The following is a 16,365-nucleotide window of genomic DNA, read 5'->3' as shown; positions in this document are numbered from 1 at the left end:
AAAAAGAGAAATGAAGAATATACTATTAGTTAGTACCGTATTATTTACACTTATGTTTATGAGTTGTAATGATGCCCAAAAATCTGAACTTGGACATAATGAAGCCGAAGGTGTATCAAAGACCAATGAAGTTGGAGAAGATGCACACGGCGAAGAAGGCCACGTTGAAGGAGAGGAAGAAGGTGGTCACAGCGAGGAAGAAGGCGTTGTAGAACTTACAAAGCAACAAGCTGAAACCATCGGTTTGGAAATGAAATCTTTGGAGGAACGGAATTTAGGGAACAACATTAAGGTAACAGGTACGCTGGAACTTTTCCCACAGGATAAGGCGAATATCAGTCCGTTTGTTGGTGGAAATGTGAGTTCCATAAAAGTAATACCTGGAGATAATGTAAGTAAAGGACAGGTATTGGCATATATAGAACACCCAGATATCATTGCAATGCAACAGGAATATCAGGAAAAAAATGACGAACTGGTCTTTTTGAAACAGGATTTTGAGCGCAAGCAGACTCTTTATGACAAAGGTGTTTCTTCTGGAAAGGAATTTCAGATGGCGCAGTCAAAATTTCGTTCCACAACATCCAGCGTCAATGGTTTGCGGTCCCAATTGAGACTGTTGGGCATTAATCCGGACAAAGTGGCTGAAGGCCAAATATATTCCGCTGTTCCCATTACCACACCCATAAGTGGCTATGTGGATGAAGTAATGATTAGCCTTGGCGATTACGTGGCGCAACAATCCAAAATGTTCTCAATAAGCGATAATTCAAAGATTTATGTCAACTTCAAAATATATGAGAAGGACATAAAGCAAATCAAGAAAGGACAACAGATATATTTTTCTACGGCCTCTCGTCCAGATGAACTGCTTAAAGCAACCGTTCGGTCTGTGGGTAAAACATTTAACACCGACCCAAAAGCTTTGGAAGTTCTGGCAGATATTGAAAACGAGGATAAAAACCTATTGCCGGGTATGTACGTGGAAGGGCGAATAGTGCAAGGTGAGAAAAAAGGTTTCGCCGTACCGGAAGCCGCCGTTATAAAAGAAGGCGAGCAATCCTTTATTTTTATTCTGGATGAAGATGGAGAAATGGAAGCGAATAAACTGAAGTTTAAAATGATACCCGTAACGGTCGGTATTACTGATTTAGGCTTTGTTGAAGTCAATCTGCCTGCCGAAGTTTCAAAAGATGCTAAAGTGGTTATCAAAGGAGCTTATAATCTATCTTCGGAAATGGTTAAAGGCGAACTGGAACACGGACATTAATTCAATAATAATCAAAGGTTTTGATTCCGAGTTTGTTACCGTCTTAATTAGTTAGTTAAAAATTAAAAAGCAGGCTCGGTTCAAAATCGATTAACATTTTAAAAATTTATAATATGAAGGAAATAAAAGCATTTATAAAACCGAACCGAATCCAAAGAGTCATTGAAGCACTATCTGATAATGGATTTAAAAGTATGACCCTTTCACAAGCAGAAGGAACTGGCGCCTTTAAGTCAAAAGGTGCAAGACCGTCGCTGGATTTTCACGTGACAGATAGTCCAGTGGTTAAGTTGGAACTGGTTTGTCAAAACGAGGAATCCCAAGCGGCCATTGAAACAATTATAGCCAACGCCAAAACCGACGGGCCAGGAGATGGTATTATTTATATAGCAAATATTGAAGATGCTTTTCAGATAAAAACAGGAGATTCCCTAAAGAAAGATTAGGGTTGTAGACTAATGGGATTCTTAAAAACCATAAAGGAAAAAGCAAAAAAACTCAAGCAGGAACTTGTGGTGCTACATCTTGCCTATGGCCATCCAAGAACACCGTGGACGGCTAAAGCGATAATAATTTTGGTTATCGGCTATGCCTTAAGCCCCATTGACCTGATACCCGATTTTATTCCCGTGCTTGGTCTGTTAGATGATATCATCCTATTGCCTTTGGGTATTTATTGGGCGATAAAACTCATTCCCAATGAGGTTATTAAAGAATGTAGGGAGCGAGCCCGAACATACAGTTGGGATAAAAAGAAAAGTATAGTGGCAGGTGTAATAATTGCTTTAATCTGGATTTTGGCGGTTTACCTAATTGTTAGCCACATATTCATTAATAGATAATTCGATGAAAGAAATAGAAATATTTTTAGAAGACAAAAAAGTTCGCCCTACGGCAATGCGCGTCCTGATTTACAAGTATATGGCCGAAAAAGAAATTGCAGTCGCCCTTACAGATATAGAAAATGCTTTCACAAAAGCAGACAGGACTACCTTGTACAGAACCCTTAAAACTTTTGAGGAAAACGGAATTGTCCACCAAATTGATGACGGCACGGGAATTTCAAAATATGCCCTTTGTGAAAAAGGGTGTAATTGCAAAATAGAACAGGACTTGCACCTTCATTTTCATTGCTCAAACTGCAATGAAACGGTTTGTCTCACAAAACATAAAATTCCCCACATTAATTTGCCCGAAGGTTATTTAGCTGAAGATGTAAACCTCGTAGTAAAAGGGATATGCGAAAAATGTAGTGGTAATTAGCCAGTGTTTTTCAAACCAAAATATGTAAAAAAATACTAATTAAATGATTCTTTAAATAAAAGCAGATTACTATGGCAGAATTAAAAAGATCATTGGGTACGCTTCGGCTTACGTTTTATGGCGTTGGCACAATTGTGGGGGCAGGAATCTACACTGTAATTGGCGCGGCTGCTGGTCAGGCAGGAACAGACATTTGGTTGAGTTTTATTTTTGCGGCCATTGCCGCCAGTATATCCGCAATGTCCTATGCCGAATTATCCTCTACGTATCCAAATGCTGGCGCAGAATTTATATTTGTAAGGAAAGCATTTCCAAAAATCGACATTCCTTCCTTTCTTACGGGTTGGACGGTTGCCTTCCATAGCTCGGCGACAATTGCCGCTGTACTATTGGCTTTTTCGGGATATTTCAATACTTTTTTTGAAGTACCGGGATTATTGATAAGTTATGGTTTACTACTGTTGCTTGCTTTGATAAGTGTTACAGGTATAAAGAAGTCTTCAACAGCTAATATCATTATGGTCAGTATTCAATTGTTGGGTTTGCTCATTCTTATCTTTATAGGACTTAAAGAAACAGGCTTGCCAAAAGCTGAAATTTTTCAAATAAAGTCATTCTCTGGGACACTTGCGGCCACAGCGACTTTGTTTTTTGTCTATACAGGGTTTGAGCATATGGCATCTTTGGGTTCAGAAGTTAAAAATCCTGGAAAAACGATTCCTCGTGCTTTTTTATTGACAATGGTAATTACCACCATCTTTTATTTACTCATTTCTTTTACGGTGCTTAACATAGCTGACCCTTTAGCTATTTCGAAGGTAGATTCGCCATTGTCTTTGGCGGCATCCAACCTTAATGCTTGGTTGCCTGTTGTCTTGGCTGTTGCTGCTCTCTTTGCCAAGGCCAATGCAGCGTTTAGCGGTATTATTTCCATAAGCAGGTTGTTGTTCGGAATGGCAATCGTGGGCGAGCTTCCAAAATTTATGACCAAAGTAAATGCACAAAAAGTACCTTGGGTAACCACATTTGTGGTTATGGCTGCGGTGGGTTGTTTTTTGCTATTGGGCGATATTAAAATTGTAGCTGGGATGTCTTCTTTGGGTGCGCTACTTGTATATGTTGCCGTAAATATTGCACTTATAATTTTGCGTTTTAAAGAACCAAAACAGAACAGACCTTTTAGAGTGCCATTGTCCATCGGTAAAGTTCCAGTACTGCCCATTTTGGCCATATTGGTTAGCCTTACTCTAATTATTCAATATGATGGATTGGTTTACGCTGCCTTTGTAGGTGCGATAATAGTGGGAATAATACTCGATTATTTTTTGGATAAAAGACCGAAAAAAGACGTAGATGCTGAAAAAGAAAATGAATTGTTTAAACACTAATACATTTTTATGGACTGGACATTTGAAGAATTTAGAACAGAGCTTGACACCCTTAATCCAGCGGTACGAAAAAAGGCAATCGAAATTGCGAATGACTTAATAGAAAAGGAAGGTCTTTCACAAGATTTAGCCATCAAAAAAGCAATTGTTATGGCTGAAGAATGGTTTTATGATTTGGAAGGTTAATCTTTAAAATTTTGGACTCCTTTAATTTTAAAATAGATGATAAAAATTAAGAAATTATCAATTCCCATACTAGTAGGGTTCGCCATAGGTGTATTTATTATTCAACCCTTGGGAATCACTATTTTTAACTATGGAAATCAAGCTAATGAAATTAATTGGCTGCAATATTTGAAAAGTAATTTAGTCGAAATTTTGAATATAAACGGGAATCAAATTGTCGAGAATATTCTGTTTGGACTGTTAGGTGCAAGTGTTGCATTGATTTTTTATTTAGGTAAAATGGAAAAGAATATCGATAATAAGTGACAATTATATTTTAAAATTAAATAATCTGCGATATATGAAGTGGCCAATAAATGCACTTCCATAGCACTATATATTTCATTAAATTGATAAAAAAATAAAATTATGATACAGTTTGTAAATTCTAAAAACGAAAATTTAATTGCCGCAAAATTGGAAGGCAAAATATCTACAAGCGATGTAGAACTGATACATTCCCGAATTGATGAAATCCTGAACAGCAACCAGAAGGTTGATTTCTATTTTGAAATGCACGATTTCCACGGTTACGACCTGCAAGGTCTTTGGGCAGATATTAAAGTAGACAACTCCCATCTTTCCGATTATGGCAAAATGGCATTTGTGGGCGAAAGGAAATGGCAAGAATGGGCTGCCAAGGCAACCGATTTCTTTACCGGTTCAGAGGTAAGATATTTTGATTTAAAAGATAAGGAACAAGCCAAGCAATGGATAAATTTATAATAAAATAAAATGAGCAAGAAAAAACAAAATCTTCGTGATATCAATACCGAAGAACATAAAGGAGAACACGCACACGACGATGGCCACAACCATAGCGACCCGGAAAGTGTAGGAAAATTTAAAACCTATCTACCAGCAATTTTCAGTTTTGTGATGCTGATTATCGGTATCGCTATGGACTATTTTGATGTTGCATTTTTTAAGGATTGGGTACGTATCGTTTGGTATGTAATAGCATACCTTCCAGTAGGTTTTCCCGTGATAAAAGAAGGCTGGAACAGCATCATAAAAGGCGATTTCTTTACGGAATTTCTTTTGATGTCCATTGCTACCATTGGAGCATTCGCCATTGGCGAATATCCCGAAGGTGTGGCAGTAATGCTTTTTTACGCAGTGGGCGAATTGTTCCAAAACGCAGCGGTCAATCGAGCCAAAAGCAATATTAAAGCCTTGCTCGATGTAAGACCTAATGAAGCTTTGGTTTATCGAAACAACGATTACATTTCTGTAAATCCTGAAACCGTTGAAATTGGCGAAAAAGTACAGGTTCGTGTGGGCGAAAAAATTCCTTTGGATGGGGTGTTGCTATCAAAAAAAGGCTCGTTCAATACAGCAGCCTTGACAGGGGAAAGTAAACCTGATACTATTGCAAAAGGCGAAAAGGTGTTTGCCGGAAGTATCAATCTGGATGGTGTGATTGAAATTGAGACCACCAAAGAATTTAAGGACAGTTCCATTGCCCGAATTCTCGATATGGTGCAGAATGCAACAGCTCGTAAATCGAAAACCGAATTGTTCATTAGAAAGTTCGCAAGAATCTATACACCTATTGTTGTCTTTCTTGCGATTGGATTGACGTTTATACCCTACTTTTTTGTGGACGATTATATCTTTAGCGATTGGTTATACAGAGCCTTAATTTTTCTTGTGATTTCTTGTCCTTGTGCTTTGGTTATTTCTATTCCTTTAGGTTATTTCGGAGGATTGGGAGCAGCTTCAAAAAATGGCATTCTGTTTAAAGGAGCATCGTATTTGGATGAAATGACAAAGGTTAATACCGTTGTTATGGACAAAACCGGAACCGTGACCAAAGGTGTGTTCAAAATCAAGGAAATAAAAGCCATTGATTGGAATGAGCCTGAATTTATGAAATACCTAATGGCGATGGAAGAACAATCTACCCATCCCATTGCCAAGGCAATTATGGAATATAAAGCCGATGGCGAAGATTTTCAAGCTTCCGAAGTAACTGAAATAGCAGGAAAAGGTCTAAAGGGAACAGTAAACGGTAAAACCGTATTGGTAGGTAACAAACCATTGATGACGTCAAACAACATCGAAGTTCCATCTGAAACCGACAACATAGTAGAATCTATCGTGATGGTTTCCATTGAGGGCAAATTTGCTGGTTATGTAATTATTGCAGACGAGTTGAAGGATGATGCTCACGAAGCCATCAAACAAATCCGTGAATCAGGAATTACCAAAATAATAATGCTTTCGGGCGATAAGGATTCTATTACGCAACAAGTCGCAAAAGAAATGGGTGTAGATTGGGCAAAAGGGGGTTTGCTTCCAGAAGATAAATTGAAAGAAGTCGAAAAGCTGATGTCCGAAAACAACAACAAAGTAGCTTTTATTGGAGATGGCATCAATGATGCACCCGTATTGGCGGTTAGCGATGTAGGTATTGCAATGGGTGGATTGGGTAGTGATGTGGCAATAGAAACTGCAGACGTTATCATCCAAACAGACCAACCGAGCAAAATTGCAAAGGCTATAAAAATTGGTAAATCCACACGTCGCATCGTTTGGCAGAACATTATTTTAGCATTCGGAGTAAAAGCAGTTGTTTTAGTATTGGGTGCAGGAGGTCTGGCAACGATGTGGGAGGCGGTTTTCGCAGATGTGGGCGTGGCTTTATTGGCAATATTGAATGCCGTAAGGTTACAGAAGATGGAATGGAAGAAATAGATATATAAATAAAACAATAGTATATGTCAGAAAATCGAAGGAAAAGACGTCTGAAAGAGAAAAGTAAAGTACAAACTGAAAAAACTGTCATTTCTAAAAGGGATAAAATAATATGGATTGGTGTTATAATCATATTTGTATTGTTTGTTTTGTTTATTCTATTCCTGCTTTTCTTGAAATACTTTATAACTATTTAGATACAAAGCTATTATAGAGGGTTATTTAGAAATAACTAAAAAGGATGTATCAAAAACAAAGAAAAAAAAGAAATAAGAAAGTTGGTAAATCCAATAATCAAATCACAAGGAAAGATAAGTTCAATGGTATTCTTGCAATATTATTTGTGATAATATCCGCGTTGTTATTGTACTATTTTGTGGTAAAAGGGAATATTCATAAACATTAACTGTTGTATAGACTATAATGTTCATAATGTTCGTTCGTAATGAAACAAGATAATCTATTGCTCTCTATTTCGAATACGCTCATCCCTAAATTCAGCATAATAGCCCGACATTTTATACGATTTGGCGTGCTGTGTTTGCTTAACAAAGGATAGGGTCAGTTTAATCATATAAGGCGTTTGATGATGTTGTACAATCACCGATTCAGCATCATCCTCACTTTGTATGGGGTCAAAATGTTTTACTTCCAGTTTCTTTTGTTCTTTATAAATATTCGATTCTTTGACCCATTGTTCAAGCTGAAAATCAGTTACATTATCCGTAGAATAAATAGATTTATTAGCATACAAACAAGTTAAAATATTTAAATACTCAATATCTTTTTCATTCATAGGAATGTTACTGAATTGTTTTTTATTTCCAATTTTATAGACTTTTGGGTCATACATTATAAGTAGCAAATCTGGTGCTAATGGGTAAAAAATCTGTAATCCCTTACTTGCCATTCCATTGTGTCCGAAGGGAAATTTTCTTGATTCCAAAAACTGATTATATTTCGAAATAGGATTGTCGCTTGTTATCAATTCATTTGAAGTAGTATTTCGAATCAGCTTGATTTGCATATCCATCATCATAGGTAGACTATTAAGAAGTAAGTCAAGTTTTTTTTCTATTGCATCTTCGTATGCAAAAAAATGAGTATCATAATCAAAATTTTTAAATTGAGGTTCGAGCTTCATTGCCGTTTTCATAATTGTATCTATCATATGATTAAAATCTTCAACATTCGACTTGGTGCGATACGCTTGAAGAAGGATAAATAGCCAAATAAGATAATAATTATCAGATTTATCCTTTGGCAACTCTTTTGTTTGAACCACCCTATTTAGAATTAATGAGCTCTGATTTTCAATAGTCCCAAACCATTCTTCCCTTTCCAAATCCTTGCCATAGAAATAATCTTCTTGGGCTTGTCCTTCCAAATTTGCTTTATGGATGATTCTACCTGTATCCTTTAGACAGAGCTTAATTATTTTCGTGGAATCATTTAAACTAAAGTATCGTAAATAAAATTTCGGGACATAGTGTTGTTTTTTCTTATTGGCCATTATGAAAAAATTATTTAGATTGTAAAAATAAGAATGACAAATTTTAAGAAAGACAAAAAGCTAATTCATTTTATAGATTTTGTTTACATAAGCCATTGCAACCCATTCCCCTGCATTCCGTAAAAAACTCCATTACGGTAAATGCGCTTCATTAAAAAAATCTTGGACAAAACTCCAAAGATTCCGATTTACATTACGTTAATCCCGAAAAAAATCGGGAAACACTTCATTCCAAATCTCCATCTTTGAAGTTCAGTCCGCTTTAAACCCTACTGCATTAGGACAATCCATTTTCATAATCCGTTCAGCACATTCCCCTACATTCCGCGAAAAGCTTCATTTCAGGAAAAGAGCTTCCCTGTAAAGGTCTTGGACAAAACTCCAAAGATTCCGATTTCCATTACGTTAATCCTGCAAAAAAGCGAGAAACACTTCATTCCTAATCTCCATCTTTGAAGTTCAGTCCGCTTTAAACCCTACAGCATTAGGGCAATCCATTTTCATAATCCGTTCAGCCCATTTCCCTACATTTCGCGAAAAGCTTTATTTCGGGAAAAGAGCTTCTCTACAAAAGTCTTGGACACCATCCCCAATTTCTACTTTCCATTCCGCTAACCCGGTCCGTCCCGATAGCTATCGGGACTGGAACGGGACACTTCATTCCCAATCCGAAATTGTGAACGGAGTCCGCCAAATCGGAATTCCATTTAATCATTTGGTGCCACTTCCTATGTTTTCGTACTTCACAAAAGTCTTTAAACCTCCATCCGCACCCTCGCCGTTATACCCTTTTATTGCCAGCAAAATACCAACATTTGGAAGTTGAACGGACTGCATAAACCGCTACGCTGCGCTTCACTTTTTATAAGTCCTTATCAATTCCAAATATTGAAAATGTATCAGCAACAAAAAAAGGTAACAGCGAGGGCGCTATGGGAAGTAAATCTAAAATGAATCTTATGAAATCTTACAAAAACATCAAAAAGGAAGCGGCACCGAAAAAAACAAAAAAGGAAAACGCTCAAGATATAATAAGTAAATCACTTCAAAAAAATATAACAATAAACTGTCTGAATAGTTCAGATAGCAATTTTAATTAATTCTTAAATATTTTATTATGAGCACTTTAAAAAATCACGTACAGTTAATCGGAAACGTTGGACAAGAGCCAACCATTACAAACCTTGAAAGCGGTAAAAAAGTAGCCCGTTTTTCACTCGCAACAAACGAATATTACAAGGATGCCAAAGGCAAAAAGCAAACAGAAACCAATTGGCATACGGTTGTAGCTTGGGGCAAGACTGCAGAAATCGTTGAGAAATTTGTCGAAAAAGGCAAAGAAGTTGGAATATCGGGAAAACTAAAAACAAGAAGCTATACAACTGATGATAACGAACAACGCTATGTAACGGAAGTTGTAGCCGATGAAATCCTATTACTCGGAAGCAAAAACGACAAGTAATCATAAAAATCCAAGAGGGCACAGATACCAGTTTTCAATTAGTTCGTGCCCTCTTTTAATTATTCACTTATAAAATAAATGAACAATGAAAGCACAAGTTAACGAAATCAAAGAAGGATTGCAACATTTTCACGGAACGGAAATGTTTTATCAAATCCCATTATTAAGAACACGTTTTACGGACGGACTAAAATATCTTGCTAATGTGGCAGATTGTTTTTGGCTCATTACGGACACTTCTGTAATTGCAAAAAGTCTAATGAACCGAAGTGAGTTTATCACAATAGACTTTAAAAGATTATCCGAAGATGAACAGGATTATACAGGATACGAAGCTGAAATTATATACACCGATGGCAATGATATTGTTTTAGAAAAGCACGGGTATAGAGTGACTGATTTTCCACTCGATGAATTGCGGTTATTTTTTGTAAATAATACGCTGATGTTGCCAAGTGAATATTAATATCTAAAGCTATGGTATATCTCAATTTTACGGATCTGAGCGAAGAAGCTCAAAACCGGCTTTTAGAAGATTCTAAAAAGGATGTGAAACGAAAATTTGGCGATAGTATTCGGCAATACGTAAGAGAAAATTATACCTGTTTTGAAACGATGGTAGAGGAGGAAGCATTACGAAATTTATATTCCTATACTTTCATATTCAACATCTAATTTTCTAAACTTAATAATTAAAGCACCTCTAAATCTTGGAGGTGTTTTTCTGTTAGATTAATTCCAGTTCGATAAAAAACCGTATCTTTATTTCGCTGAAAATCAGCATTCAATTTTACGTAGGGTTATCCATTTTTCGACTTTCGCCGATAACCGTACCCATCGAAAAATAACATATCGGAAATTTATTTTCCTAAAATGGCAATTGGCTCCCGATAGTTATCGGGATAGCCAGATTGTACGAAATTTTTGTTCGCCTGTGGCGAACGAAAAGGAGTAGCAAGAGGGTAACACGCGATGCGATGTTAAGCACTCCTTTTCGTTTTCAAAATGCTGATATACAGCTACTTGAAAAATATATAATTTCTTGACTCTTAGCGATTTGCGACAAACGCTTTGCGAGAGCCCATTTTCAGGGGATGATTTGCGACAAATCGGCGAATTATGGACTCATTTATTGGTATTAGATTCAAAAAGGAAACTGCAAAACGTTTTCAGGAATTTTCAAGAACACACTTTAAATCACACACCGAGGCGATGGCTACGATGCTTGATTTTTTCTTCTACAACGAAATCTCGCCAAAGGAAAAATTGGGTCCAACCGGTAGAACCATCGAGGCTTCTATTAAGAAACGTATCAATGCAGTGATTGCCATAATGCGAGATATGGAAAAGACACAAACCAAGCCTACGGTCGCAATGATAGAATCGCTTTTTCAGACCGAAGACACAACAAAAAAACCTTTGATCTTAGAGAAAAAATTTATCACGGAAAAGAAGGAAGTACGCCTGCCTGCCGGCGAGGCAGGCTTTCGAGAAAAGGAAAACCCAAATAACGAACTTTAAATTTCTGAGCTATGTATATCACAATCACACCTCAAAAATTAGGAGGCACATACTCCCAGAGTTCAGCCGATTTTGTGGGCTATCTGGAGAAAGAAAATCAAGGTCTGGAAAAAGAAGAAATGGAACACTTTTTTAATCAATATGGCGATGAGATTTCCGCAGAGGAAGTGGCAAAGGATATTGATGGAAATGGTGCAAAACTCAAAAAAATCGAACCTAAGTTTTATACCATTACGGTCAGTCCTTCAAAATACGAATTAAACAGATTACAGAATAATAGTGAAGATTTAAAAAAATACACCCGTGAGCTGATGAAAGATTATGTGGCATCATTCAATCGTGAAATCAATGGACGACCAATAAACATAGACGACATAAAATATTATGCAAAAATTGAACACCAAAGAACCTTTAAAGGAACTGACATACAAATAAAAGAAAACCAACCTTATGCCACGAAAATACTTCAGCTAAAAAATGACATCCGTAAAATTGAGAGTGGAGCAATTGAGGGAAATAATAAACATATGGAAAAGGAAATTTTAAAATTAGAAATGCAAGCACCACATCAACAAAACGGTAAGCGAATTGTTCAAGGAATGCCGAAGGATGGAAACCAAAGTCATATCCATATCATTGTAAGTCGGAAGGATGCTTCCAATACGTTCAGCCTTTCTCCAGGAAGCAAACACAAAGCCTCGGAAGTTGAGATGCACGGTAAGAACGTGAAACGTGGTTTTGATCGAGATAAATTTTTTGAGAGTGCCGAGAAAACTTTTGATAAAACTTTTGGCTACCAAAGAAACTTTGCAGAAACCTATAAGGCCAGGAAAGATTTTATCAAAAACCCAAAAATCTATTTTGCATCATTGATGAAATTGCCCACCAATGAAAAGGCATTAGCGTTCAAAATAATGGGTAAAGCTGGCATTCCGATGATGCCGAGTATTCCAGTCACACAAGCACAACTGGCAATGAAAATATTTAACAGGCTAAGACGTGGTGCAGAAGTGGCCATCAAATCAAGTTCCATTGGAATCTAATTTAGAATTATGCAATTAGACAATCCATTAACAGCGCTTTTAATTATTGGTTTGGCCAGTGCTGTTTTCTATGGAATGTACCGAATTAGCAGGTATGCATTTATTCTTAATTTTCTGTTGCTGGGTGCTCTATTGTTTTCTTTAAATAATGAAATACGATTGATTCTGGTAGCACTCTATTTAGTTTGCCCTCTGATATTAGTTAATATAGGAATGTATGTGTTTTTACATAAAACTGACACCGCAAAAAAAGGGAGCATAAAATATCAGGTCAACTTTGCCACAACTAAAGGAAACTTCAAGCTTGTCAATATAAAACGCGGTGCATCGGTCATCGGTTCTGCGGGAAGTGGAAAGACTGAAAGTATAGTTTACGGTTTTCTAAAACACTTCCGTAAAGAAGGCTTTTGCGGAATCATTCACGACTATAAAGATTTTGAACTGACCGAAATGGCTTATCCACTTTTCAAGGATGGGGATATCCCATTTAAGGTCATTTCCTTCGATAAAATCATCCATAGGGTAAATCCGATCGCACCACGCTATTTAGAGAACGAGGAAAGCGTAAATGAGGTTTCAAGGGTGTTAATCGAAAACCTTTTGGAGCAACGGGAATCTGGAACTACAGGGACGACCAAATTTTTTAATGATGCAGCAGAAGGATTGATAGGTGGGTTGATTTGGAAGTTGAAAACTACATATCCACAATTCTGTACGCTTCCGCATTTAATAGCTATTTATCAATATCTGGACACCGATAGTCTGATACAGTTTTTGGAAACCAATACAACATCTAGAGCAATGGCAGATGCGTTTATTAGCGGAAAAGATTCTGAAAGACAAACTGCTGGTGTAAAAAGCACCCTGGCCAATGCTTTAAAGAGAATTAGCACCCAACGTATTTTTATGGCATTGTCCGCAGATGAAGTGCCACTCAATATAAATAGTCCAGAAAATCCTTGTGTAATTTCAATTGTAAATAATCCGAAATTTGAAACCTCGTATTCTCCTGTCATTGCAACGATAATCCACACGATTACCAAGCAAATGAGCGTACGCAATAGCGAAACTTCATTTCTTCTGATGGAAGAAGCTCCGACTATTCGCTTATTGAATATGCACCGTATTCCTGCGACACTTCGAAGCTATAATATTTCTACGATTTATGTGATGCAGGACAAAATCCAAAATGATATGATGTATGGCGATAAAGCAAGCAAAGCGATATTAAGCAATCTTTCTTATCAATTTTTTGGAAAAGTCAACGACCCAGACACCGCAAAATATTATGAGCGGTTTTTTGAGATTGTTAAAGACCCGACCAAGAGTATAAGTCGTGGACATAATCTTGATTTTGACACTCGAATCACAACTGGGGAAAAGGAGATTCCCAAAATTCGGGCCGATGTATTTTTTCGATTACATCAGGGCGAATTTATAACCTATGCAGATGGGAGGGATAAAAGGGTGCAATTTAAACTACAGAAAATTCATCGACAACTTCCCGAAGAAACACAATATACTAAAATGGATTTGGAAACTAATTTTGAGCGGGTTTACGAGGAGGCGCGATCAATATTTGAAAATTGAAGTTATGAATTATTTTCACTCAATAATCCGTTCCCATTCCATTGTTTTATAGAAAAAGCCAATGTAGCCCCGAACGTTCAAAATATTAGGGTCATTTTCATCAATCCATACTTTTGACCGATAAATTTTTCCGTCATTGGGATTGGTAATTGTCCCGTCAACATATTCCCCTCCATCCTTCTCAAAGTTTTTCATTAAAACAAGGCCTTCTATTTTCTGGTTTTTATCTTCTCCTTCACATTCGGTGCAAAGGTTGTCCCGGTCTTCTTCATCCATAATCCGTAAAACCTTACCATATAATTTTCCGTTTTGTTGAAAGACCTCTACGATAGAGCGAACTTCGCCGGTGTGACTATTGAATGTTTTCCATTTTCCTAAAATATCCTGGGCATTTGAGTAAAAACAAAAAAGCAAACCAAAACTTACACTTAATAACCAATTTTTCATACGATGATAACCAATTTTTTTCTAAATTATTTTAGAGGTTTTAAAAAAACCTCTAACGCAATATATTTCTTATACTTCTCTTCTATAATTATTATTTACTGCTTTCAAAAATTCATCAATCTATTCTCTATATTGATAAACATTTGAACGAGATTTTAGTAACTTTGGAAAAATAAAAATCTAAAAAAGATGAAAAAATTAATTTTTACCGTATTATTCGGCTGCCTATTTTTATTGAATTCCTGTGGCGAAAATCAAAAAACCGATATTGTAGATTCAGGTACTTATCAGGGTGTTGCCGAAAAAGTAGAGCCAGGAGAGAGAGAAATTTATGTTAGGACTTCAGATGATAAATTGTTGGAACTCTATTTTACCGATGAAACGACCCTTACCAAAGACGGTAGTTCCACCACGTTCGATAGTTTAAAAGAAGATGGCAAAGTAGAAGTTACCGTTGAGAAAAAGGGTAATAAGCTCGTGCCTATTTCGGTTAAAATCCTAAACTGATTTTAATGGCGGATATTCCTTCAATATGGAGGGAAGAATTGTGGCATTCTTTTCTTGTCCATTTGCCTATTGTTACCTTATTATTGGCTTCAATAGCAGCATTATTGAAGCCTTTTTTTTCTAATGATGGCCATAGACTTTTTTTAGGTCAAACGACCTTTGTAATGTTGTTTATTGGAGTGTTAAGTGGGTGGATCGCAATTTATACGGGAGAATTGGCTTATGATATTGAGGTACGGAAAATCTGTGATCCCGAAGTGCTTCAAGAGCATCAATGGTGGGGCTATGCCTGTTTGATCACCTATTCCGTTGCTTTGGCTTTGGTGATAGGGTTTCGATTTATACCCGCGAAGTTGTTATCATTGGCCAAGACTTTTTCTATTATTTTATTGGCTGCCGGTCTTATTGGTCTTTTTTATACAGGGCATTTAGGTGCCTCTCTGGTTTATCAGCAAGGAGCTGGAACTTACAAACCTTCATCCGATTGTTCTGAATTTGTAAAATAATGTGGCATAATCCGTGGAAAATTTAAACGAAAAATCTGCCGTAAAAACCACCTATTTTAGCATAGGTAGTAATTTTTTATTGGCGTTAATCAAAGTTGGTTCGGGTATTTTAGGTAATTCATACGCATTGATAGCGGATGGTATCGAATCTACCGCTGATATTTTTTCTTCCACCTTTGTCCTTTTGGGTTTGAAATATGCACAAAAACCACCGGATGAAAATCATCCCTATGGTCATACTCGTATAGAGCCTTTGATTACCTTTTTGGTAGTTGCTTTCTTGGTAACATCTGCAACCATTATCGCTTATGAAAGTGTCATCAATATACAAACGCCCCATAAAGTTCCTGAAGCTTGGACGCTCATTGTGTTAGGGTTAATCATCATTTGGAAAGAAGGATCTTATCGGTATGTTTCCAAAAAAGCGGAGGCAACTAATAGTTCTTCGCTCAAAGCTGATGCTTGGCACCACCGAAGCGATGCCATTACATCCGTAACTGCTTTTATAGGAATCAGTATAGCGTTGTATTTTGGCAAAGGTTACGAAAATGCCGATGATTGGGCAGCACTTTTTGCATCGGCCTTTATTTTGTACAATTCCTACCTTATTTTCAGACCAGCTCTTGGGGAAATAATGGACGAACACGTTTATGATGATTTGGTAGAAGAAATAAGAGCGGTTTCGCTAAAAGTTGATGGCATATTGGGCACGGAGAAATGCTTTGTCCGTAAAGCAGGGATGAAATTCCATTTAGACCTACACGCCACCGTCTACGGGAAAATAAGTGTTGAAGAAGGACACGACCTTGCACATAAACTGAAAGATAGATTGCATAAAGAACTCCCCCAATTAATGAATATTTTGATTCATATTGAGCCAGATACTATTAATGAGGTTGACTAAACAAATTGTTAGATTACTTATCTGAT

Annotated in this window: 21 protein-coding genes; 19 read left to right on the top strand and 2 right to left on the bottom strand. The window is 36.9% G+C overall.

Going from position 1 to position 16,365, the window contains the following annotated elements; all coding sequences use genetic code 11:
• Positions 1-10: 10 nt before the first annotated feature.
• From G440_RS0111050 to G440_RS0111010, 9 genes are all read left to right on the top strand, one after another.
• Positions 11-1,270, top strand: a complete 1,260-nt coding sequence (locus tag G440_RS0111050) for an efflux RND transporter periplasmic adaptor subunit (protein ID WP_026451366.1) — start codon at positions 11-13, stop codon at positions 1,268-1,270.
• A 113-nt stretch (positions 1,271-1,383) separates the two neighbouring features.
• Positions 1,384-1,716, top strand: coding sequence for a P-II family nitrogen regulator (locus tag G440_RS0111045; protein WP_026451365.1), 333 nt, complete (start codon positions 1,384-1,386; stop codon positions 1,714-1,716).
• A 12-nt stretch (positions 1,717-1,728) separates the two neighbouring features.
• Entirely contained in the window at positions 1,729-2,112 is a 384-nt protein-coding gene (locus G440_RS0111040; RefSeq protein WP_026451364.1) for a YkvA family protein, read from the top strand.
• A 4-nt stretch (positions 2,113-2,116) separates the two neighbouring features.
• Positions 2,117-2,533 carry a Fur family transcriptional regulator gene (locus G440_RS0111035; protein WP_026451363.1) on the top strand — a complete coding sequence of 139 codons (417 nt, stop codon included), beginning with the start codon at positions 2,117-2,119 and terminating at the stop codon, positions 2,531-2,533.
• Positions 2,534-2,604: 71 nt separating this feature from the next.
• A complete protein-coding gene (locus tag G440_RS0111030) occupies positions 2,605-3,921 on the top strand; it encodes an APC family permease (protein ID WP_026451362.1) in 1,317 nt (438 codons plus the stop codon).
• Positions 3,922-3,930: 9 nt separating this feature from the next.
• On the top strand, positions 3,931-4,107 hold the full coding sequence (locus G440_RS21345; RefSeq protein WP_166643315.1) for a DUF2188 domain-containing protein: 177 nt from the start codon (positions 3,931-3,933) through the stop codon (positions 4,105-4,107).
• Between the two features lie 36 nt (positions 4,108-4,143).
• Positions 4,144-4,413, top strand: coding sequence for a hypothetical protein (locus G440_RS0111020; RefSeq protein ID WP_026451361.1), 270 nt, complete (start codon positions 4,144-4,146; stop codon positions 4,411-4,413).
• Between the two features lie 102 nt (positions 4,414-4,515).
• Positions 4,516-4,872: a SpoIIAA family protein gene (locus tag G440_RS0111015; RefSeq protein WP_026451360.1), complete on the top strand. Its 357-nt coding sequence runs from the start codon at positions 4,516-4,518 to the stop codon at positions 4,870-4,872.
• Between the two features lie 9 nt (positions 4,873-4,881).
• Positions 4,882-6,846 carry a heavy metal translocating P-type ATPase gene (locus G440_RS0111010; RefSeq protein ID WP_026451359.1) on the top strand — a complete coding sequence of 655 codons (1,965 nt, stop codon included), beginning with the start codon at positions 4,882-4,884 and terminating at the stop codon, positions 6,844-6,846.
• Between the two features lie 460 nt (positions 6,847-7,306).
• Here the strand turns inward: G440_RS0111010 and G440_RS0111000 are convergent, their stop codons facing one another.
• Complete coding sequence (locus G440_RS0111000; RefSeq protein WP_026451358.1) at positions 7,307-8,359, bottom strand: DUF4238 domain-containing protein; 1,053 nt, start codon at positions 8,357-8,359, stop codon at positions 7,307-7,309.
• 959 nt (positions 8,360-9,318) lie between these two features.
• Between G440_RS0111000 and G440_RS21340 the strand changes: the two genes are divergently transcribed.
• The 7 genes from G440_RS21340 to G440_RS0110955 all read left to right on the top strand — a co-directional run bounded on the left by G440_RS21340 (position 9,319) and on the right by G440_RS0110955 (position 13,975).
• Positions 9,319-9,459, top strand: a complete 141-nt coding sequence (locus G440_RS21340; RefSeq protein WP_169718955.1) for a hypothetical protein — start codon at positions 9,319-9,321, stop codon at positions 9,457-9,459.
• A 17-nt stretch (positions 9,460-9,476) separates the two neighbouring features.
• Complete coding sequence (locus tag G440_RS0110980; protein WP_026451357.1) at positions 9,477-9,821, top strand: single-stranded DNA-binding protein; 345 nt, start codon at positions 9,477-9,479, stop codon at positions 9,819-9,821.
• Positions 9,822-9,906: 85 nt separating this feature from the next.
• Entirely contained in the window at positions 9,907-10,287 is a 381-nt protein-coding gene (locus G440_RS0110975) for a DUF6876 family protein (RefSeq protein WP_026451356.1), read from the top strand.
• A gap of 11 nt (positions 10,288-10,298) precedes the next feature.
• Positions 10,299-10,496 carry a hypothetical protein gene (locus G440_RS0110970; RefSeq protein WP_026451355.1) on the top strand — a complete coding sequence of 66 codons (198 nt, stop codon included), beginning with the start codon at positions 10,299-10,301 and terminating at the stop codon, positions 10,494-10,496.
• Positions 10,497-10,940: 444 nt separating this feature from the next.
• Positions 10,941-11,342 carry a BfmA/BtgA family mobilization protein gene (locus tag G440_RS0110965; protein ID WP_026451354.1) on the top strand — a complete coding sequence of 134 codons (402 nt, stop codon included), beginning with the start codon at positions 10,941-10,943 and terminating at the stop codon, positions 11,340-11,342.
• Positions 11,343-11,353: 11 nt separating this feature from the next.
• Positions 11,354-12,385 carry a MobB family relaxase gene (gene mobB / locus G440_RS0110960; protein ID WP_026451353.1) on the top strand — a complete coding sequence of 344 codons (1,032 nt, stop codon included), beginning with the start codon at positions 11,354-11,356 and terminating at the stop codon, positions 12,383-12,385.
• A 9-nt stretch (positions 12,386-12,394) separates the two neighbouring features.
• Complete coding sequence (locus tag G440_RS0110955; RefSeq protein WP_026451352.1) at positions 12,395-13,975, top strand: type IV secretory system conjugative DNA transfer family protein; 1,581 nt, start codon at positions 12,395-12,397, stop codon at positions 13,973-13,975.
• Between the two features lie 15 nt (positions 13,976-13,990).
• Here G440_RS0110955 and G440_RS0110950 read toward each other — a convergent pair whose 3' ends face one another.
• The gene (locus G440_RS0110950) at positions 13,991-14,422 is read right to left on the bottom strand and encodes a DUF2147 domain-containing protein (protein WP_026451351.1); all 432 of its coding nucleotides are present in this window, start codon (positions 14,420-14,422) and stop codon (positions 13,991-13,993) included.
• A 189-nt stretch (positions 14,423-14,611) separates the two neighbouring features.
• On the opposite strand from G440_RS0110950, the gene G440_RS0110945 reads away from it, so the two are divergent.
• From G440_RS0110945 to G440_RS0110935, 3 genes are read left to right on the top strand one after another with little or no spacing between them, the layout of a single operon-like run.
• Positions 14,612-14,929: a hypothetical protein gene (locus G440_RS0110945; protein ID WP_026451350.1), complete on the top strand. Its 318-nt coding sequence runs from the start codon at positions 14,612-14,614 to the stop codon at positions 14,927-14,929.
• Between the two features lie 5 nt (positions 14,930-14,934).
• Entirely contained in the window at positions 14,935-15,435 is a 501-nt protein-coding gene (locus G440_RS0110940) for a DUF2231 domain-containing protein (protein ID WP_026451349.1), read from the top strand.
• A 13-nt stretch (positions 15,436-15,448) separates the two neighbouring features.
• Positions 15,449-16,339 carry a cation diffusion facilitator family transporter gene (locus G440_RS0110935; protein ID WP_026451348.1) on the top strand — a complete coding sequence of 297 codons (891 nt, stop codon included), beginning with the start codon at positions 15,449-15,451 and terminating at the stop codon, positions 16,337-16,339.
• Positions 16,340-16,365: the final 26 nt, after the last annotated feature.

This window comes from Aequorivita capsosiphonis DSM 23843, from assembly GCF_000429125.1.
GTDB lineage: Bacteria > Bacteroidota > Bacteroidia > Flavobacteriales > Flavobacteriaceae > Aequorivita > Aequorivita capsosiphonis.
This window is presented reverse-complemented; position numbering and strand designations above follow the sequence as displayed.